Raw genomic sequence first — 18,555 nt, 5'->3', positions numbered from 1 at the left:
GGAGCGCTTACTTGCTGCTTCGCGCATACGCATATTCATGCAGCGCGTCGATCACGCGATCGAATTCGAACGACTTGTCATAGAAGTGCCGCACGCCATATTGTTCGCAGCGCTCCCGGTAGGCGGGCAGCGCGTGATTGGTCAGCACCGCGGCGAACACTCTGTCGATCAATCCCTCCCGCTGCAAATAGGCGAGCACGGGCACGCCCGAGCCCTGCTTCAACTGCAGGTCGACGATCACCGCGTCGAAGGACTCGTCGCTCAGGAGCGCAATGGCCTGATCCGCGGAATCCGCGTACGCCGCGACCTTGAGCAATCCGGACGCGTCGATCGTTTCAACGAGGCTTCTGCGAATCAGCGGCGAATCCTCGATCAGCAACACACGCAATGGCGCGTGGCGGGCTGGGTCGACAACAGGGTTCGATTCGCTGTTCATCGGAATATCTCGATCGCGCATTATTCGATCAAGCCGTTCTTGATCGCGTAATAAGTCAGATCGGCATTGTTCGCCAACCGCATTTTCTCCAGCACGCGAGCCCGGTAAGTGCTCACGGTCTTTACGGACAGATGCAATTCCTCCGCGATGTCGGTGGGAATCTGCCCCGCCGCGAGCTTGCAGAAAATCTGGAATTCGCGCTCGGAGAGCGCTTCGTGCGGCCGCCCTGCCGCTGGTTTGTCGAGGTTGTCGGCGAGCGTGTCGGCGACCGCCTCGGAGAGGTAACGATGCCCGCGCGCCACCGCGCGAATCGCCCGCACAATTTCCTCCGGCTCGCAGTCCTTGTTCAGATAACCGTTCGCGCCCGCGCGCAGCAGATTGATCGCGTACTGGCTCTCCGGGTAGCCCGACAGAATCAGCACACCTTGATCAGGGCGCACCTGCTTGATGACGCGTAAGGTATCGATGCCATTCTTGTCCGGCATGGCGATGTCGAGCAGCACCACGTCGAAGGCCTGTTCGCGCACGAGGCTGATGGTCTGGTCGCCGGTGGCCGCTTCGGCCGCGACGCACATATCCGGCTCGTCGGCGACGAACTGTTTGAAGCCACCTCGGACGATCGCATGGTCGTCAGCTATCAGCACTCGAATCATCGGTTTGGGTGTCCGTGCAATGAAATCGCTCCAAAGCAGACATTGTAATGATGTCCGGCATGGCTTCCGCCGGATGGGGAAAACCGGCGGCGCATGCCGGCGCGCGCAACCTTGCGGCCCACCTGCGCCGTCAGCGCTGTCCGCCGCGCTGCCTGAACTGGCTGAGCGGGCCAAGATGTACAGCGCTGCCGCTCGCCGCCGTGCTACGTTTCCCTCATGCGCTGTTCGCGTCTACGTTCCACGTTTTGCGCGCCGCCGCGCGCAGTCGCGCGCTCCTGATTACTCGCGGCCTTCGAGCAAGTCCGCCATGTCGTCGGCATGCTCCTCTTCGACAGCGAGAATCTCTTCGAACATACGGCGCGTCGTCACGTCCTTATCGCCGAGATAACGAATGATCTCGCGGTACGTGTCGATCGCAATGCGCTCCGCGATCAGGTTCTCCTTGATCATGTCCGTGAGGTTTTCGCCTTCCTTGTATTCCGAATGCGAGCGCGTCTTCAGACCGTCCGGCGCGAAATCCGGCTCGCCGCCCAGTTGCACGATCCGTTCGGCGATGCTGTCGGCGTGTTGCTGTTCCTCGGCCGCATGCTCAGCGAACTCTGCGGCGACGGCTTCCGAATTGATGCCCTTGGCCATGAAATGATGCCGCTTGTAGCGCAGCACGCAGACGATTTCGGTGGCCAGTGCGTCGTTACACAGCTTCAGCACCGTCTCGCGGTCCGCGCCATACGATTGCGTGACCGGACCATCCGACATGTGCTTGCGTGCGTCTTCGCGGATTTTTTGAAGGTCCATCACGAACGGATCGCTGGATTGAGTCGGCGCGCCCTGAGCGGTAGATGACTTCGACATTGAATTTCTCCTTTATCCGGTATGAGTGGGAACTGCGCATCACGCACGAAACGCGCCTGATGCGCCGTCACAAGGAACGATGGCCACGACGGGCCACCCGTCTATGTTCGGAACACGCCGAGCAGCAGCGTGACCACGAATACGACGAGGAAAATGTAGAACAGAATCTTGGCGATTTCGGCCGCGCCCGCCGCAATGCCGGTAAAACCGAACACGGCGGCGATGATCGCAATCACGAAAAAGACGATGGCATAGTGAAGCATGACGATTCTCCTTCTTGCTGTAACTGCGCGGCATAGGCGCACAATATTGACCGGCGGACCGGTCTCCCGTCTTCAGAAACGGCTCGCAACTTACCTGCGAGCAGCGCTAATCGACGATCTTTTTCGTCACCACGAAGCCCAGCACGAGGAACACCACGCACAGAATCACAAACACGATGAACAGGAACTTCGCGATTGCCGCCGCGCCTGCCGCGACACCGGTAAAGCCCAGAACACCGGCGATCACCGCGATGACGGCGAAGAACAACGCCCATTTCAGCATGATGGCTTCCTCCCAAAACATTGATTGAACGATCAGGACCATCCTATCCATCAGCCACGCGCGGCGCATTCCGACGCACGCCGGTTTTCGTGTGAGAATCCGCTTACATTGGATTACGGCGGCGTTACGGCGGGCATGTCCGCCTCGCCGGTCCGGCTTGCAGCGCCGCAACGGCCGCGTGGTGGCGGCACCGTCGCCGAACGCGGCGGACGTTAAACTGATGCTCCATCAGAGGAGCCCAATGTGCCAAATGTGCAGAACGTGCCGGACGCGGATAAAGCCGGTTCCACAGCGCCTGGGGCCGCCGCCCGGCTGAGCCACTGGATGCACAGCCGCAGTTGGGCGATCGCCATGACGGTGGCGATCGTCATTACCGTGGGCGGCCTCGTGATACTCGAGACCGCGCGCCAGCGCATTGCCGCCGAATACGAAACCGCGCTCGAAGCGCGCGACGTCACCGTGCAACTGAGCATGCTGGCGAGCCAGCTGTCGCGCCTGAGCGCCCTGCAAAGCGATTTTCTTCTGACGAAGCAGGACGCCGCCGCGCACGAGTTCTGCGCGACCGCGGTGCGCATCCGCCAGAGCGAACAGCCGTTGAACCGTTTCTACCGTGGCGGCAAAGCGGACAGCGCCGAGCTTGCCAGTTTCACGCAGATTCTTGCCCTGATCGATGCGCGGATCGGCGCGGGCGCGTCCGCGCTGCAACGCGCGGCGCCCCATCCGCTCGATCTGTCCGCTTGCGGCGGCGCGAGCGAGGCCAACCCGGCCGACGCGTCGCTCGTGGACAGCACGCTCTCGCTGCTGCGCGACAACGAGGAACGCCGCGCCCAGCACGCGCTCGCCGCGAGCCGCGGCGATCAGCGCATCTCCACGCTGTGCGCGGCGGGTCTCTCGGCGCTTAACATCGTGCTGTTCATTCTGCTGTTTCGCAATCTCGGCATTCAGATCGATCGCCAGGCACGCGTGCAGCGTCAATTGATCACACAACAGGAGAGTCTCGATCAACTCGTCAACGAACGCACCCGGCAGCTCGAGGCGCTCGGCTGGCACTTGCAGGCGGTCAGTGAAAACGAGAAGACCCAGCTCGCGCGCGAATTGCACGACGAACTCGGCGCGATTCTGACGGCGAGCAAAATGGACGTGGCGTGGGCCAACCGCAAGCTGAAGGACAGCGAGCCGGACATCGCCGAGAAACTCAAGCGGGCGCTCGCCAATCTCGATCAGGGCATCGCGCTGAAGCGCCGCATCATCGAAGATATGCGGCCTACGGTGCTGGCGAACTTCGGGCTCGTCACCGCCTTGCGCACGCTCGCCGACGAAGCCGCGCAGCGCAACAGCTGGACGCTCGACCTGCACCTGCCCGCCGACGACATCAAGCTCGACGAGCAAACCGAAATTGCGCTGTTCCGCGTCGCGCAGGAGTCGCTGACCAACGCGGCCAAGTACGCGCGAGCCTCGAAGGTATCGATCGCCTTGCAGGTCGGCGACGGCCAGGTGGCGCTGCATATCGCCGATAACGGCGTCGGCATCATGCCGGCCGATCTGAAGCGCACGCACACCCACGGGCTGCTGGGCATGCGCCAGCGCGTCGCCGCGCATGGCGGGCGCTTCGATATCCGCCGCGGCGTGCCGAACGGCACCGACATCCACGTGGAGATGCCGAGCGTCAGCACCGCGACGCCATCGGTCGATCTGCCGCCGGCGACGCCTTCGCGAACCTCCGTCTAGCAAGGGCAAGCGCCGCGTTGCGGCGGACTTGTAGGAGTGCGCCGACGCAAACACCGGCGCACACCTACACGAAAATCGCAGCGCAGCCGACAGCGCCGCCCCCGCCCTTTTTTTACCATGCAATCAGACCGGATCGACTGGCGTAAGCCCCGGTCGGACGACAGCTAGCTCAGCTGGCGCGTGCCGTACAACATGGGCACGTCAACCAATGCATTCTCGACAAGGAGAACTTTCATGAATCGACTGATCGCTTTGCTTCTCATTGCAGGGACAGCTGCGCTCGCCGGTTGCAACACGATGGCGGGGGCCGGGCAGGATATTTCGAAGGGTGGCAACGCCATCACGAACTCGGCCGAACAGGCCAAGTAAGCAGCGCATAACGAAGCAGACGCCGGGCGCTTGATAGCGCCTGGCTTGCGCAGTTCAGACAGAACCCGCCACGGGAAATCGTGGCGGGTTTTTTTGCGCCCGCTTTAATCGTCATCGCGGACTTTTGTCGAAGCGGCTGGTGTTGCAGATGTTGGTCCGGGCTGCAAACAAAACGGCGATCCACTCACGTGGATCGCCGCTCCGTCCTCCCCAGGACTTATCGTTTATTGCATGTGCTCAGCCTGCGCTTTCGTCAGCGCTTATTGGCCGTTGAGCGTATTCGTCAACTCAACGCTCGGTGTTTGCGTATTGCCATTCTGCGCAACCAGCAAATGGATCTGACCCGGCACGAGCTGGCTCAGCGCGCCCGCGATCGGCACCGACGTAACCAGCCAGTCGGCATTGTTCGACAGCGTGAAGGCCGGCGACTGGAAGATCGGCGTCTTGCTGCCGGCCGTGGTCGCGATCAGCACGTAGGTGCCGCCCGACACATAGATCGAATCCTGACCGCTCGCCGGCACGGCGTTCTTGAAGGCGACACCGGCCATCGTCGGCGAGACGTTGGTGATGTCGGTCGAGGTGGACTGGACCAGGTACAGGTCGAGGTTCGTCGCGTTCGCCGACGCGTTGAAGCCGCGCAAACGCGCGCTATTCGACAGCAGGCCCTTGTCGAACGGATCGTCGATCAGGCCGATAGCCGGCGCGGCCAGACCCGGCAAGGCGAGCACGGTGTATTGGTGGCCCTTGGCGACATCCGGAAAGCTGCCGCTCGCGAGCGCGGTCGTCGTGCCGGTCGCGGAGTAAGCGACCGTGGTTGCGCCCGTGTTGATATTGGTGAAGTTCGTCACACCCTTATAGCTGATGTTGGTCTGTCCCGAGGGCGCGGTGCCGTTGACGAGAAAGTCGACCGCCGGGCCGCTGGGAATGGCATGAATGAAATGGATCTCCGGATTGGTCAGCCCGAGTTCCTTGCCCACGTCGTCGGAGCCGCCACCGCATGCGCTCAGAACGGATGCAACGGCAGCCATCGCCACCATGGTTCGGATCAGTTTCATTATGTTCACCTGTATCGATTTGTCGGGCTCACGGCCCATTGATTTTGTGGACTTCCGCTTCGCACAACACGCCGTCTGACGCTGGTTCGTTGGTCATACGAACAGTCAGGCCAGCTCTGCGAAACGGAATGCCCCTCCTATCCCTTCTGCCATCGCACGGCTCGTGTCGACGGACGCCCGCTTCGAGCAATGCGCGTGCCGCGGCCTCTAATCTGTCCGCGGGCGACCGAAGAATGTCTTACGGAGCAACGAGTTACAAGGATTAGAAAGTTTCCTCGGAGGGATGGCACGCCGCGCGGTGTATTGTTCGTGCGCGCCCAATACTTACACGGTCCTCCGCATGTCTTACCAACACTTACTCGCCGAACTCGACCTCGGCTTCACCCGCCTGCGTAACCGCGTGGTGATGGGTTCGATGCACACCGGCATGGAGGACCGCTTCTGGAATTATCCGAAGCTCGCGGCGTATTTCCGCGAGCGCGCGAAGGGCGGCGTCGGCCTGATCGTCACGGGCGGGATCTCGCCGAATCGAGAGGGTTGGCTGCTGCCGTTCGGCGGCACGCTGAATTCCGTGCTCGATCTGCGCAATCATCGGAAGTTGACCGAGGCCGTGCATGCCGAAGGCGGCAAGATCGCGCTGCAGATCCTGCATGCGGGCCGCTATGGCTATCAACCGTTCGTGGTCTCCGCGTCGGCCATCAAATCGCCGATCTCGAAGTTCAAGCCGCGCGCGCTCAGCATCGCCTGCATTGCGAAAACCGTGCGCGACTACGCGCGCTGCGCGCGCCTCGCCCAACGCGCGGGCTATGACGGCGTCGAGATCATGGGCAGCGAGGGCTATCTCCTCAACCAGTTCCTGTGCCCGCGCACCAATCACCGCGCCGACGCGTACGGCGGCAGCATCGAGAACCGCATGCGGCTCGCGCGCGAGATCGTCGAACGGGTGCGCGCGGTGTGCGGCGAACGCTTTATCGTCGTGTACCGGATCTCGCTGATCGATCTGGTGGAAGGCGGCAATACGTGGGACGAAACCGTGCAGGTCGCCAAGGCACTCGAAGCGGCCGGTGTGACGATGTTCAATACCGGCATCGGCTGGCATGAAGCACGGGTGCCGACCATCGTGACCTCGGTGCCGCGCGCTGCCTTCGCCGAGCTGAGCGCGCGATTGAAGGCGGCCGTCAAGGTGCCGGTGATCGTGTCGAACCGCATCAATACGCCCGAGGTCGCCGAAGCACTGCTCGCGCAAGGCGCCGGCGATCTGGTTTCCATGGCGCGGCCGCTATTGGCCGATCCCGAGTTCGTCGTGAAGACCGCCGAGGGACGCGCGCAGGAAATCAACACCTGTATCGCCTGCAATCAGGCCTGTCTCGATCACACGTTCAGGAACCAGCGCGCCACCTGCCTCGTCAATCCGCGCGCGGGACGCGAGACCGAACTGGTCTACCGGCCGGTCGCCGGAGCGCGGGCCGCGCGTTCCATCGCAGTGGTCGGCGCGGGTCCGGCGGGCTTGTCGGCGGCGACCGTGGCCGCCGCGCGTGGGCATCGCGTGACGCTGTTCGATGCCGGCGCAACGATCGGCGGCCAGTTCAATCTGGCCATGCGCGTGCCAGGCAAGGAAGAGTTCAGCGAGACGATCCGCTATTTTCAGAGCCAGTTGCAGCGCCACCGCGTCGACGTGCGGCTCGACACGCGGGTCGATTCCGCGCTGCTCGCCGCGGGCGCTTACGACGACGTGATCGTCGCTACCGGCATCGTGCCGCGGCGGCCGGCGATTGCCGGCATCGACGGGCCGAACGTGCTGTCTTATGTCGATGTGCTGCGCGGTGCGCCGGTCGGTCAGCGCGTCGCCGTGATCGGCGCGGGCGGCATCGGCTTCGACGTCAGCGAGTTTTTGCTGCATCGCGCGGACGAGCCGCTGCCCGTGCCGCGCGATGCGTGGCTGGACGAATGGGGTGTCGATCTGGCCGTGCGGGAACGCGGCGGCCTGAAACCGCCCGCGCCGGCCGAGCCGCTGCGGCAGATCTGGCTGTTGCAGCGCAAGGCCGGCAAGCTCGGCATGGGACTCGGCAAGACCTCCGGCTGGGTGCATCGCGCGACGCTGGCGAGAAACGGCGTGAAGATGCTAGACGGTGTGTCGTATCGGGAAATCAGCGCGCGCGGTTTGAAGATCGCGCGTGAGGGCGTCGAGGAGTGGCTGGAGGTGGACACGATCGTCGTGTGCGCGGGGCAGGAATCGCTGCGCGATCTGCTTCCGCAGACGGCGGCGGACGCAAAGGCGGACAGCGCCAACGGCCCGCGCTACCACGTGATCGGCGGTGCGAAGGTGGCAACCGAACTGGATGCGAAACGCGCGATTCGCGAAGGCGCGGAAGTGGCGGCGGCGTTGTGAAACAAGCGGGTCGTCGCCCGCTTCAAGCTGGACTCAGGCGAGTCCCTTCTTCCGGTAATCGAACCAGAACGACAGCCCGACGCTCGCCAGAATCACGATAGTCGCGACCACCGTGGAATGAGTGACCGGTTCGCCGAGCAGCAGCGCGCCGAGCGCGACGGCCACCACCGGATTCACATACATGCAACTGCTGGCGATGATCGGACTGGTGTGCCGGATCAGAAAACCGTAGGCGACGTAAGCGGCCATCGTTCCGATCAGCATCAGGTAGATAAACGCCAGCACCGGCAGAATATGCACCTCGAGCATCCGCTCGCCCGAGACCCACGCGACCAGCGTCGACATCGCGCCGCCCAGGCCGATTTGCAGCGACGTCGAGAGAAACAGGTCCGAGGGCAGCTTCAAACGGCCGGCCAGATGCGCGCCGCCCGCCCAGAAAAGCGCGCCGCACAGAATCGCCAAGCTGCCGCCCGCCGAGCCTGGCGCGCTGTCGCCGTGACTAAGAATCGCAATGCCGACCAGACCGAGGCCCACCGCGAACCACTCGCCGCGGCCGATCTTGCGCCCCGCCACCGCCGCGATCACCGTCGCGAACAGCGGCACGGTCGCGACCATGACGGCTGCGGTACCGGTGCCGACGGTGCGCATCCCGTAGGCGAGCATGCCGCTCGACAAACCGACCAGCATGGTGCCGACGAGCCCGGCATTGCGGATTTCGGCGGCGCCCGGCCAGACCGGGTTGCGGCGCGCGGCGAATATGAACAGCCCTACCCCGGCGAACAGGTTGCGCAGTCCGGAGAGCAGCAGCGGCGGAAACGAACCCAGCGCGACGTGCACGGCGAGATACGTCGAGCCCCACACGAGATAGACGACGGCGAGCGCGAGCGCGATCTGCCCGTTGCGCGATTGCGGCAAACGGATCGGGAACCCACGCGGAAAACGATTCAGGAATTGCAGCGACATGCGTTCAGCCCGCCCATGCCGCTCGAGATGCAGCGCCCCCGCTAAAGACCCGGAGGCGGGATGGCGGACGCCGCATCGGCGATGCGGTCTGACGGGCGAGGCTGGCGGACATGTCGGTGGAACGGAAGGACGATAGATGGCCAATGGGGCCACAACGCCACGGCGATCGGGAGAGATCGAGCCACGGCGAACACGCGCCAAACGTTTGGCGCGCATCGCATTATGCAGTAAGCGCCCACCGCGTCGCTTGAAAGAATCGTAACTTGTTGGCGTACTTGCAACAGAAAGCCGGGGACATGCCCCGGCTTTCTGTCGTGCGGGCCGCCGGCGCGTTCGCGCTATGCGAGCCGCATAGTCAGGACGGCTCAGTTGGCCATGGCGCCCGACGCTTCGTGCTTCATCGCGCCGCCCTTTTTCATCTTGTCATGTTTCATCGTGTCCTTCTTCATGCCGTCCTTCGACATGCTGTCCTTGGACATGGCGTCTTTCGACATGGTGTCCTTCGACATCGCGTCGTTGGACATGGCGCCGCTTGCCTGGGCGAACGCGGCGCCGCCGCTGGTGAGGAGAGCGACGGCCAGTGCTGCGAGTGCGAACTTTTTCATGGGATGACTCCTTGGTTATGGATAAATCAAATCCGGCCAGAGCACCAGCCGGTGTATTTCCGAAGCTTCTGCCGTCCGGGGTCGCGCCGCCGCCTCAGCGGCGCCGACCCGCGCGCGTCAGGAGCCTCCGAACCAGTTGTAGCCCTGGTCGACCCAATAGCCGCCGGGATACGTGTTGGTGACGAACATCTCGACGATGTGCTTCGGGTTCTTGTAGCCGAGCTTGGTCGGCATGCGCAGTTTCATCGGGAAGCCGTATTTCGCGGGCAGGCGCTCGCCGTCGTACGAGAACGTGAGCAGCGTTTGCGGATGCAGCGCGGTCGGCATGTCGATGCTCTCGTAGTAGTCGTCCGCGCATCTGAAGCCGACGTACTTCGCGCTCGTGTCCGCGCCGATGCGCCGCAGAAAGTCGCTGAACGGCGTGCCGCCCCAGCGGCCGATCGCGCTCCACCCTTCCACGCAGATATGCCGCGTAATCTGCTCGGCATGCGGCAGCGCGTACAGTTCGGGCAAGGACCAGACGCGCTGACCGGTGACGAGCCCGCTGATCTGCAGCTTGTAGTCGGCGCCGTTCACCTCGGGCACGTCGTCGATGCCGTAGAACGCGTTGAACGGAAACGGCCGCGTGATCTGCGCTTCGGTGTAGGTCGGCGCGAGTTGCTTCGGATCGAACAGCGCGGCTTGCGCCCGGTCGTTCAGGCGCGAGACGGCGGTGAGAAATTTGTTGACCGAGTCGTCGTCGGTGAGCGAGCAGCCGGTCAGCATCGACAGGCCGCCGAGCGTCAGAAGGCGTTTGCCGAACAGACGCCGCGACGGCATCGCGAGTTCGCGGCGGGCGTCGATCAGAATCGATTCGCGATCGAGCTTCTGGCCGGCAGAACGAGTGGAGTTTCGAGCGGGTGTGTTCATGATTCGGTATCCGTAACGTTCGCTTTAGCGGATGAACGGCTCAGCGTCCGCGCAACATGGCGAGCAGCGAGCGCGGCACGAGCGCCACCATCGCGAGATGCACGGCGATGAACGCGGCCATCAGCGACATCGCGCAAAAGTGGACGATGCGCGCGTTGTCGTAGCCGCCCATCAGTTCTCGCAGCAGTGGAAACTGCACCGACTTCCAGATCGCGAGGCCCGAGAGCACCAGCACGATCAGGTCGCAGACCACGAACAGGTAGGCGAATTTCTGCACCGCGTTATAGACGCGCAAGTCGGCGTGCGAGAGCTTGCCGGTCAGCGCGGCGACGAAGTCGTGCAGCACGGCGCGCGGCGACACCGGCAGGAACTTGCGCACGAAGCGCCCGCTCGCGAGGTTCAACGCGAGATACAGCAGGCCGTTGAAAACCAGCAGCCACATCGCCGCGAAATGCCATTGCAGCGCGCCGCCGAGCCAGCCGCCGAGCGTGATGGCGGGCGGAAAATGGAACGCCGGGAAGATCGGCGAGGCATCGTAGATGCGCCAGCCCGACAACATCATCACGATGGCGGCGAGCGCATTGAGCCAATGCGTGAGACGCACCCACAGTGGATGGATCGCACCGCTTTTTTGCGGCTCGGTGGACGGCACAGTGTCGCGAAGTGCATGATGGGTTGCCATGAAACTCTCCTCTGAGCGCGGACTCGGCGATCAATGGCACGCGGCCAGTTCGGCCACTTGCAGAACATCGCCGGTCGCCTCGTTTTCGACGAAGGCGACCACGCCGAAGCGGTCGGCGGGCGCGTTGACGTTGGCATCCGCGGTTGCGTCCTGGATGCGGATATCGCGGCGAATCTGTGCGTTGCCCGCGACGAGCGGCACCGGGCCGATCCATTGCCGCACAACGCGTTCGTGATGCAAGGTGACGCCGCTGTTTTCGCCGGCGCCGACTTGCGAGCTGAGCGAGTTCTCATAGACAGCGAGGTAGGCGTCCAGTTGGCCCGCTGTGTCTGCCGGCTTGCTGGTGAATTGCGCCGTGACGTTGAACGCACCCGGCGTCTGCTGTTGCTTGAGTTCGAGCGCGACGTTCGCTTGCGCCGGCTCGCCGACGACCTTGCCGATGCTGCTCTCGAAACTGTCGCGTCGCGACCAGCTACGCAGTTCGCGTCCCGAGACGAAGATTTCCGGCGTGTAGATGGTGTGACCGCCGCCGAGATCGGTGAGTGCCTGCTGACGTTCAGTGAAACGATGTTGCGAGAAGCGGTCAGTCCAGCCGAGGCTATTCCAGTAATCCACGTGCAGCGCCAACGGCACGATGCTTTGCGTCGCGCCGCTGTTTTTCCATTGGCTCAGCCAGTTGTCGGCGGGCGGGCAGCTATTGCAGCCTTCGCTGCTGTACAGCTCGACCAGCGCCACGCGATGCGCCGGGCTATGCGCGCTGCAGACGGCGCTGGCCGCGTCCGCGAGGCCGCTGGCCAGCAGCGTGGTCAGCGCGATAGCGAGCGCGACGCTTCGAGTGAAACGCCGATGGTCTCGGCGGAGTCCGGCGGTTTGCATGACATGCTCCAATCAGGATCTGCACGTTTGTCGGACCACACGGCGGGTTATGACAGCGCGTTTGCAATTTTTCCCAGCTTTTTTCCTGAAGCGCGAACACGTCCGGCGATGCACGACTCGCGTGCTAACATTGCCCTTTCGATCGCGCGCATTCAGTAAGACGAATGGCGGCGCCCTCTTCACTCTCTTTCGCTGCCTGCCGGCTACCTCGATGCGCTTTCCGACTTCCCGTGCCTTCTTCCGTTTGCGCCCCCGCCGCGCAACCGGCTGCGCGCGCGCGGAACTCATGCCGCGCCACGCCGGCGAGCCGTCCCGAACGCTCCCGCTCCACGCCGCCCGGCGCCCGATCTAACGCTGCCCGCTCCATTGCCTGAGCCGCGTTGTCGGGCTCCGGGCCGATCTCATCCGCAAGCTGTTCCCTCAAATGCAGATCGAATTGGAGTACCCGTCGTGAAAAAGACGAAAACCTGTTACCTCACCGAACTCGACGTCGCCCGTCTCGAGAAACACGCCGCCAGGCCGGGGGCGGACGCGCGTTTGCAAGACATGCTCGACGACGTGCTGGAACGCGCGGTCATTGTCGATTCGCGCGAGATACCTGCCAACGTCGTCACGATGAATTCACAAGCCACGCTGGTCGACGAAACCAGCGGCGAGCAAATGACCTGGACCGTGGTCTATCCGCCCAATGCGGACTTCGCGCACGGCCGCCTGAACGTGTTCTCGCCCGCCGGTATTGCGTTGCTCGGCGCCAAACGCGGCGAGCGCATCCGCTTCACGCCGCCGAGTGGCACTGAGAAAGTGCTGAAGCTGGAAAAGATCCTGTTTCAGCCCGAAGCCGCCGACGATTTCACGCTGTAAGCAACGCCGCGCGCGCCGCGCGAAACTTATGCCGCAGCATCTTCGGCCGCCCCGTCGATCCGCAAGCAACGTGTAGCGGCCCGTCGTTATTTCCATCATCCGACTTTTCAAGATGGGTTGCCAAGCAGCGGGCGGCCGGTGTATCGTGTGCGCTGCTAACGCGGGGGTCCTGCGTCGCACGGAGGTTGGAGGTCCGTGCCACGTGGGTGAGAAATACCCTTTGAACCTGATCTGGATAATGCCAGCGCAGGGAAGCGTACGGATTTCGCAGCCAAGCTTTATTGCCTCATCTCCCGCGAATTCCGACTACTTCCGTCTCGTCTCCTGCTTAGCCGCCCCACTCAACGCCATGCTCTGCATGGGACCTGAGTCAGGCGCTAAAGCGCCAACTCTGGTCGACTGCTCTGCATGGGACCGGAGTAAGCGCTAAAGCGCCAACTCCGGTCGACACAGGAGATACGATGAACGCCAATCCGAAGTTCCTTTCCGCCGACGCTCACGTCGACGAAGCCGCTGTCGCGCCGTTGCCGAATTCCCGCAAGGTCTACGTGACCGGCTCGCGTGCCGACATCCGCGTGCCGATGCGCGAAATCTCGCAGGCCGACACGCCCGACAGCTTCGGTGGCGAAAAGAATCCGCCGGTCTATGTCTACGACACGTCGGGCCCTTACTCCGATCCGGAAGCCAAGATCGACATCCGCGCAGGTCTGCCCGCACTGCGCCAAACTTGGATCGAAGAACGCGGCGACACCGAAGCGCTGACGGGTCTGTCGAGCGACTTCAGCCGCGAGCGCGCCGCCGACACGGCCACCGCCGATCTGCGCTTCAAGGGCCTGCATCGCACGCCGCGCCGCGCGATCGCCGGCAAAAACGTCTCGCAGATGCATTACGCCCGCCAAGGCATCATCACGCCGGAAATGGAATACATCGCCATTCGCGAGAACCAGCGCCGCGCCGAGTATCTGGAAAGCCTCAAGACAAGCGGGCCGAACGGCGAAAAGCTCGCGGCGATGATGGGCCGCCAGCATCCGGGCCAGGCGTTCGGCGCCAGCGCGTTCGGCCCGAACGGTCTCACGGCGATCACGCCGGAGTTCGTGCGCGAAGAAGTGGCGCGCGGCCGCGCGATCATCCCGAATAACATCAATCACCCGGAAAGCGAACCGATGATCATCGGCCGCAACTTCCTCGTGAAGGTGAATGCGAACATCGGCAACTCGGCGGTGACGTCCTCCATCGGCGAGGAAGTCGACAAGATGACGTGGGCGATCCGCTGGGGCGGCGACACGGTGATGGATCTCTCCACCGGCAAGCACATCCACGAAACGCGCGAGTGGATCATCCGCAATTCGCCGGTGCCGATCGGCACGGTGCCGATCTATCAGGCGCTCGAAAAGGTCAACGGCAAGGCCGAAGATCTGACGTGGGAAATCTTCCGCGACACGCTCATTGAACAGGCAGAGCAAGGCGTCGACTACTTCACGATCCACGCGGGCGTGCGTCTGCAATACGTGCCGCTGACGGCCAAGCGCATGACGGGCATCGTCTCGCGCGGCGGTTCGATCATGGCGAAGTGGTGTCTCGCGCATCACAAGGAAAGCTTCCTGTACGAGCATTTCGAAGACATCTGCGAAATCATGAAGGCGTATGACGTGGCCTTCTCGCTCGGCGACGGTCTGCGTCCCGGCTCGATCTACGACGCCAACGACGAAGCGCAGCTCGGCGAACTGAAGACGCTCGGCGAACTCACGCAGATCGCGTGGAAGCACGACGTGCAGACCATGATCGAAGGCCCCGGCCACGTGCCGATGCAGCTCATCAAGGAGAACATGGACCTGCAACTCGAATGGTGTGACGAAGCGCCGTTCTACACGCTGGGACCGTTGACGACCGACATTGCGCCGGGCTACGACCACATCACGTCGGGCATCGGCGCCGCGATGATCGGCTGGTTCGGCACGGCGATGCTCTGCTACGTCACGCCGAAGGAACACCTCGGGCTGCCGAACAAGGACGACGTCAAGACCGGCATCATCACCTACAAGCTCGCCGCGCACGCCGCCGATCTGGCGAAGGGCCATCCGGGCGCGCAGGTGCGTGACAACGCGCTCTCGAAAGCGCGTTTCGAGTTCCGCTGGGAAGACCAGTTCAACCTCGGTCTCGATCCGGACAAGGCGCGCGAATTCCACGACGAAACACTGCCGAAGGATTCGGCGAAAGTCGCGCATTTCTGCTCGATGTGCGGGCCGCACTTCTGCTCGATGAAGATCACGCAGGACGTACGCGAATTCGCCGCGCAACAAGGCGTCACCGACGACGAAGCGCTGAAGAAAGGCATGGAAGTGAAGTCGATCGAGTTCATGAAGAAAGGCGCCGAGATTTATCAGCGGCAGTAAGGTTCGGTTCGCGGGGCGGGCGTCGTTATTACGCCACCCGACCCGCCAAACCTCTGCATTGCAGCAACGAAGCCCGCCACTGGCGGGCTTTTTCGTTTGCGCCGCCCGGGCACGCCGCGTGCTGGACGGAGGGAAACACTTGATTACGAAACCGTCGTTTCGCTGACAAGCGCACACATCCGGATACAGGATGCGGCGATACCATCAAACGCAAGGGCGGTGTGTACTGCCGGCCGTAACCAATGGAGTCAACATCATGAAATCGATACGTCAAATCGGTATGTTTGCAGCCATCGCGGCCGTCCTGATGAGCCTTTCCGCATGCGACGGCATGAGCCGTCAGGGGCGCGACACCGCCATTGGCGCGGGTCTGGGTGGCGCGGCGGGTGCAGCGATCGGCGGCAATGCGCTGTCGACGCTCGGCGGCGCGGCGGCAGGCGGCGTGATCGGGCATGAGGTTGGTAAGTAACGGAGAATCATGCGCATGACATGCGTCGCAAGTCGTCGCGCGTCATGCGAGCGTGGGCCGAACAATGGTTCGCCCACGCTGACCTGCAAGCGGTTCCGCGTCTCAACAGCCAGCGCGAGTACGCAGTTCAACCGTTCCGTTCGACCCGCTGCAACGAGGTGAAATAAGCCGTTACGGTTTTGCAATCCTGTTGGTGCCCAGGCGGCGTAAGCTCATGACGTCACGCCCCTGATGGCGGCGTCCGATTCAACCAGGAGCGCGTCATGAAGTCCCGCCTCATCAACACGGCGTGCGCGATCGGCCAGCGGTGGCCGCTGCGCTGTTCCCCGTCTTTTCCACGCCTTTCGCAAACAGGCATCGCGCTCGGTGGCGCGGTCTGTTTAATGACGCTGTCCGGCTGCTATTACCCGTACGGTTACTACCCGGCGTATTCACCGTATTACGCGACGGTCCCCGCAGCGGGAACGCAACAGGCAGTCCCGGTCGGGCAAGACGCCTACTCGACGGACCAGCAGCAGCAACAACAAGCGCAGACAGGTCAACCAGCCCCGCCGCCGACATACGCGGTCGCCGCGCCGCCTGTGTATGTCGCCCCCGCTCCCGTTTACTATCCGCCGCCGGTCTACCCGGCTTACTACGGCTATCCGGGCTGGTATGGGCCGTCGGTGTCGATCGGCGTCGGCTTTGGCGGTTACTGGGGCGGTCACGGTGGTGGCGGATGGGGCGGTCACGGCCATTGGCATTAACACCAGCCGGCACGATTGAACCTGATCGGTCTTACCGACACGCCCGCACAACGTCGCGCGCCATGTGCCGCGTCGACCAGTCCCGCAAGCCGCGCTCCCAGCGCCCATTCGCTGCGCCCGTAGTTTCCCTTCTTGACGCGGCCGGACTGGGTTCTATGCTTGGTAAGCCACATGCAGTAGCCGTTTAAAAAAAGCGATCCCGGCCACTCCCGCGAGTCGGCGACGCCCATCCGTCATGCCATGGCGACGCGCTCCGGAGTGCGTGGTGCCGCGTCGAGTCCTAACAACAATGAAGGAGACGTGATGTTTCACCAACTACTCACTCCTGTCGGCAATTCGCTATTGCCATCGTTCCTCGTCGCGGCGCTGCCCATTATCGTCGTGCTGCTTCTGCTTGGCTGGGCCCGGCGGCCGGCTTGGCAGGCGTCGCTCGCGGGGTTGATCGTCGGCCTGATCGTGGCGATTCTGGTCTGGCAGTTTCCCGTGGGACTCGCGGTCGATTCGGTCGTCGCCGGCGTGGTGTTCGCTTGCTGGCCGGTCATGTGGATCGTGTTCGCGGCGATTCTGCTTTACAACATCTCACAACGCTCGGGCCGCTTCGCGGCCTTTCGCATGTGGATGATCGACAACCTGCCGAACGACCGGCGCGTGGTGCTGGTCGTGATCGGGTTTTCGTTCGGCGCGCTGCTCGAAGGAATTTCGGGCTTCGGCACGCCGGTCGCCATCACCAGTTCGCTGCTGATTCTGCTCGGCTTCCCCACGCTCGAAGCGCTCACCTTCACGCTGATCTTCAATACCGCGCCAGTCGCGTTCGGCGCGCTCGGCGTGCCGATCACCGTGCTCGGCGCGGTCACGCATTTGCCGGCCGACACGCTCGCCAAGATGGTCGGCCGCCAGTTGCCGTTCTTTGCATTCCTGCTGCCCTTCTATGTGATCGGCGTCTATGCGGGCTTTCGCAACATGCTGCGGGTGTGGCCCGTGCTGCTGGTGTCGGGCGCGAGCTTCGCGCTCACGCAGTTCGTCGCGTCGAACTATGTGAACTACAGCTTGACCGACGTGTTGTCGTCGATGGTCTCGCTTATCGTCACGATCGCCTTCCTGCGCGTCTGGAAGCCTGCGGCGGATCCGAAGTTCGCGGTCAACATCGACCGCGTGGGCGAAGTGCGCGGCAAGATCGGCGGCGGCCAGGGCTGGTATCCGTGGATCATCGTGTCGGTGGTGGTGATCATCTGGACCGTGGCGAAGATCTTCCTGATCGGCGACGTCAAGGTGCCGTGGCCGGGGCTCGACAAGGCCGTCTTCATCACGCTGTACAACACGCCGTACAGCGCGGTGTGGGACTTCCAGCCGCTCGCCACCGGCACGGCGATTCTGGTCGCCGCGCTCATTACGGCGGCCGTGGTCAAACTGAGTCCGCGCGAATTCGGCGCGGCGATCGCCGACACGTGGGTACAGACGCGCATCGCCATCCTCACGGTGGCGACCATCGTCGGGCTCGCGTATCTGATGAACTACTCGGGGCTCACGTACACGCTCGGCCTCGGCGCGTCGTCGGTCGGACCGTTCTTTCCGCTGGTGTCGGCATTCCTTGGCTGGGTCGCGGTGTTCCTGTCCGGCAGCGACACGTCGGGCAATGCGCTGTTCGGCAACCTGCAGGTGGTCGCGGCCAATCAGCTGAATCTCAACCCGATTCTGATGGCGGCTACGAACTCGTCGGGCGGCGTGATGGGCAAGATGATTTCGCCGCAGAACATTTCGACCGGGGTGGCGACCACGGAACTCAAAGGCAAGGAAGGCGTGGTCTTCGCCAAAACCTTCAAGCACTCGATTCTGTTGACGGTGCTGCTCGGCGTGCTGGTGTGGCTGCAGCAGAATGTCCTGCAATGGATGATTCCGCATTGAGGCGGGTCGGGTTGTGCGGGCTAAAACGCCTGCACAACCCGTTGGCTCGACACGTGCGATGCGCTCCGGGTGGCGGGCTGCGGCCGCATGGACGCCGGCGTGCGCCGCTTTAGCCGGAACA

General features: G+C 63.3%; 19 protein-coding genes and 1 riboswitch. Of the genes, 8 read left to right on the top strand and 11 right to left on the bottom strand.

What is annotated here, in order from left to right; all coding sequences use genetic code 11:
• Positions 1 to 7 precede the first annotated feature (7 nt).
• The 5 genes from B0G71_RS04605 to B0G71_RS04585 all read right to left on the bottom strand — a co-directional run bounded on the left by B0G71_RS04605 (position 8) and on the right by B0G71_RS04585 (position 2,487).
• A complete protein-coding gene (locus tag B0G71_RS04605) occupies positions 8 to 436 on the bottom strand; it encodes a response regulator (protein ID WP_116119588.1) in 429 nt (142 codons plus the stop codon).
• 20 nt (positions 437 to 456) lie between these two features.
• Complete coding sequence (locus tag B0G71_RS04600; protein WP_116140037.1) at positions 457 to 1,089, bottom strand: response regulator transcription factor; 633 nt, start codon at positions 1,087 to 1,089, stop codon at positions 457 to 459.
• Positions 1,090 to 1,368: 279 nt separating this feature from the next.
• Positions 1,369 to 1,941 carry a bacterioferritin gene (locus B0G71_RS04595; RefSeq protein ID WP_106279342.1) on the bottom strand — a complete coding sequence of 191 codons (573 nt, stop codon included), beginning with the start codon at positions 1,939 to 1,941 and terminating at the stop codon, positions 1,369 to 1,371.
• Between the two features lie 101 nt (positions 1,942 to 2,042).
• Positions 2,043 to 2,204, bottom strand: coding sequence for a DUF1328 domain-containing protein (locus B0G71_RS04590; RefSeq protein ID WP_006052455.1), 162 nt, complete (start codon positions 2,202 to 2,204; stop codon positions 2,043 to 2,045).
• A gap of 106 nt (positions 2,205 to 2,310) precedes the next feature.
• Positions 2,311 to 2,487 carry a DUF1328 domain-containing protein gene (locus B0G71_RS04585; RefSeq protein WP_106279750.1) on the bottom strand — a complete coding sequence of 59 codons (177 nt, stop codon included), beginning with the start codon at positions 2,485 to 2,487 and terminating at the stop codon, positions 2,311 to 2,313.
• Between the two features lie 243 nt (positions 2,488 to 2,730).
• On the opposite strand from B0G71_RS04585, the gene B0G71_RS04580 reads away from it, so the two are divergent.
• Both B0G71_RS04580 and B0G71_RS04575 read left to right on the top strand, forming a co-directional pair.
• Positions 2,731 to 4,215, top strand: a complete 1,485-nt coding sequence (locus B0G71_RS04580; RefSeq protein WP_116140035.1) for a sensor histidine kinase — start codon at positions 2,731 to 2,733, stop codon at positions 4,213 to 4,215.
• Positions 4,216 to 4,449: 234 nt separating this feature from the next.
• Positions 4,450 to 4,584 carry an entericidin A/B family lipoprotein gene (locus B0G71_RS04575; RefSeq protein ID WP_012433647.1) on the top strand — a complete coding sequence of 45 codons (135 nt, stop codon included), beginning with the start codon at positions 4,450 to 4,452 and terminating at the stop codon, positions 4,582 to 4,584.
• 260 nt (positions 4,585 to 4,844) lie between these two features.
• Here B0G71_RS04575 and B0G71_RS04570 read toward each other — a convergent pair whose 3' ends face one another.
• Positions 4,845 to 5,639 carry a DUF4397 domain-containing protein gene (locus B0G71_RS04570; protein ID WP_106279336.1) on the bottom strand — a complete coding sequence of 265 codons (795 nt, stop codon included), beginning with the start codon at positions 5,637 to 5,639 and terminating at the stop codon, positions 4,845 to 4,847.
• 340 nt (positions 5,640 to 5,979) lie between these two features.
• Between B0G71_RS04570 and B0G71_RS04565 the strand changes: the two genes are divergently transcribed.
• Positions 5,980 to 8,028 carry an NADPH-dependent 2,4-dienoyl-CoA reductase gene (locus B0G71_RS04565; RefSeq protein ID WP_116148320.1) on the top strand — a complete coding sequence of 683 codons (2,049 nt, stop codon included), beginning with the start codon at positions 5,980 to 5,982 and terminating at the stop codon, positions 8,026 to 8,028.
• A 33-nt stretch (positions 8,029 to 8,061) separates the two neighbouring features.
• Here the strand turns inward: B0G71_RS04565 and B0G71_RS04560 are convergent, their stop codons facing one another.
• The 5 genes from B0G71_RS04560 to B0G71_RS04540 all read right to left on the bottom strand — a co-directional run bounded on the left by B0G71_RS04560 (position 8,062) and on the right by B0G71_RS04540 (position 12,063).
• The gene (locus B0G71_RS04560; protein WP_116140033.1) at positions 8,062 to 8,991 is read right to left on the bottom strand and encodes an EamA family transporter; all 930 of its coding nucleotides are present in this window, start codon (positions 8,989 to 8,991) and stop codon (positions 8,062 to 8,064) included.
• 365 nt (positions 8,992 to 9,356) lie between these two features.
• On the bottom strand, positions 9,357 to 9,596 hold the full coding sequence (locus tag B0G71_RS04555; RefSeq protein ID WP_106279332.1) for a pentapeptide MXKDX repeat protein: 240 nt from the start codon (positions 9,594 to 9,596) through the stop codon (positions 9,357 to 9,359).
• Positions 9,597 to 9,713: 117 nt separating this feature from the next.
• Positions 9,714 to 10,505, bottom strand: coding sequence for a molybdopterin-dependent oxidoreductase (locus B0G71_RS04550; RefSeq protein ID WP_106279330.1), 792 nt, complete (start codon positions 10,503 to 10,505; stop codon positions 9,714 to 9,716).
• Positions 10,506 to 10,545: 40 nt separating this feature from the next.
• The gene (locus B0G71_RS04545) at positions 10,546 to 11,187 is read right to left on the bottom strand and encodes a cytochrome b/b6 domain-containing protein (protein WP_116140031.1); all 642 of its coding nucleotides are present in this window, start codon (positions 11,185 to 11,187) and stop codon (positions 10,546 to 10,548) included.
• A gap of 30 nt (positions 11,188 to 11,217) precedes the next feature.
• The gene (locus tag B0G71_RS04540; protein ID WP_116140029.1) at positions 11,218 to 12,063 is read right to left on the bottom strand and encodes a thioredoxin family protein; all 846 of its coding nucleotides are present in this window, start codon (positions 12,061 to 12,063) and stop codon (positions 11,218 to 11,220) included.
• Between the two features lie 450 nt (positions 12,064 to 12,513).
• Here B0G71_RS04540 and B0G71_RS04535 point away from each other — a divergent pair, with 450 nt between their 5' ends.
• The 5 genes from B0G71_RS04535 to B0G71_RS04515 all read left to right on the top strand — a co-directional run bounded on the left by B0G71_RS04535 (position 12,514) and on the right by B0G71_RS04515 (position 18,434).
• Positions 12,514 to 12,924, top strand: coding sequence for a GreA/GreB family elongation factor (locus tag B0G71_RS04535; RefSeq protein ID WP_106279326.1), 411 nt, complete (start codon positions 12,514 to 12,516; stop codon positions 12,922 to 12,924).
• Positions 12,925 to 13,076: 152 nt separating this feature from the next.
• A riboswitch (TPP riboswitch) is annotated at positions 13,077 to 13,195 on the top strand.
• A 190-nt stretch (positions 13,196 to 13,385) separates the two neighbouring features.
• Positions 13,386 to 15,317, top strand: coding sequence for a phosphomethylpyrimidine synthase ThiC (thiC, locus tag B0G71_RS04530; protein WP_116140027.1), 1,932 nt, complete (start codon positions 13,386 to 13,388; stop codon positions 15,315 to 15,317).
• Positions 15,318 to 15,573: 256 nt separating this feature from the next.
• A complete protein-coding gene (locus tag B0G71_RS04525; RefSeq protein WP_116140025.1) occupies positions 15,574 to 15,786 on the top strand; it encodes a glycine zipper 2TM domain-containing protein in 213 nt (70 codons plus the stop codon).
• Between the two features lie 263 nt (positions 15,787 to 16,049).
• Entirely contained in the window at positions 16,050 to 16,532 is a 483-nt protein-coding gene (locus B0G71_RS04520) for a hypothetical protein (RefSeq protein WP_116140023.1), read from the top strand.
• Between the two features lie 303 nt (positions 16,533 to 16,835).
• Complete coding sequence (locus B0G71_RS04515; protein WP_116140021.1) at positions 16,836 to 18,434, top strand: L-lactate permease; 1,599 nt, start codon at positions 16,836 to 16,838, stop codon at positions 18,432 to 18,434.
• Positions 18,435 to 18,555: the final 121 nt, after the last annotated feature.

Origin of the sequence: Paraburkholderia sp. BL27I4N3 (assembly GCF_003386115.1) — a bacterium.
GTDB lineage: Bacteria > Pseudomonadota > Gammaproteobacteria > Burkholderiales > Burkholderiaceae > Paraburkholderia.
The sequence above is the reverse complement of the archived record's forward strand: the minus strand, read 5'-3'. Positions and strand labels throughout refer to the sequence as shown.

Coding starts and splice junctions, on each gene's coding strand:
- B0G71_RS04545 (WP_116140031.1), bottom strand. CDS start 11,187: ATGGCAACCCATCATGCACTTCGCGACACTGTGCCGTCCACCGAGCCG.
- B0G71_RS04595 (WP_106279342.1), bottom strand. CDS start 1,941: ATGTCGAAGTCATCTACCGCTCAGGGCGCGCCGACTCAATCCAGCGAT.
- B0G71_RS04560 (WP_116140033.1), bottom strand. CDS start 8,991: ATGTCGCTGCAATTCCTGAATCGTTTTCCGCGTGGGTTCCCGATCCGT.
- B0G71_RS04550 (WP_106279330.1), bottom strand. CDS start 10,505: ATGAACACACCCGCTCGAAACTCCACTCGTTCTGCCGGCCAGAAGCTC.
- B0G71_RS04585 (WP_106279750.1), bottom strand. CDS start 2,487: ATGCTGAAATGGGCGTTGTTCTTCGCCGTCATCGCGGTGATCGCCGGT.
- B0G71_RS04515 (WP_116140021.1), top strand. CDS start 16,836: ATGTTTCACCAACTACTCACTCCTGTCGGCAATTCGCTATTGCCATCG.
- B0G71_RS04525 (WP_116140025.1), top strand. CDS start 15,574: ATGAAATCGATACGTCAAATCGGTATGTTTGCAGCCATCGCGGCCGTC.
- B0G71_RS04565 (WP_116148320.1), top strand. CDS start 5,980: ATGTCTTACCAACACTTACTCGCCGAACTCGACCTCGGCTTCACCCGC.
- B0G71_RS04600 (WP_116140037.1), bottom strand. CDS start 1,089: ATGATTCGAGTGCTGATAGCTGACGACCATGCGATCGTCCGAGGTGGC.
- B0G71_RS04540 (WP_116140029.1), bottom strand. CDS start 12,063: ATGCAAACCGCCGGACTCCGCCGAGACCATCGGCGTTTCACTCGAAGC.
- B0G71_RS04520 (WP_116140023.1), top strand. CDS start 16,050: ATGAAGTCCCGCCTCATCAACACGGCGTGCGCGATCGGCCAGCGGTGG.
- B0G71_RS04570 (WP_106279336.1), bottom strand. CDS start 5,639: ATGAAACTGATCCGAACCATGGTGGCGATGGCTGCCGTTGCATCCGTT.
- B0G71_RS04555 (WP_106279332.1), bottom strand. CDS start 9,596: ATGAAAAAGTTCGCACTCGCAGCACTGGCCGTCGCTCTCCTCACCAGC.
- B0G71_RS04605 (WP_116119588.1), bottom strand. CDS start 436: ATGAACAGCGAATCGAACCCTGTTGTCGACCCAGCCCGCCACGCGCCA.
- thiC (WP_116140027.1), top strand. CDS start 13,386: ATGAACGCCAATCCGAAGTTCCTTTCCGCCGACGCTCACGTCGACGAA.
- B0G71_RS04590 (WP_006052455.1), bottom strand. CDS start 2,204: ATGCTTCACTATGCCATCGTCTTTTTCGTGATTGCGATCATCGCCGCC.
- B0G71_RS04575 (WP_012433647.1), top strand. CDS start 4,450: ATGAATCGACTGATCGCTTTGCTTCTCATTGCAGGGACAGCTGCGCTC.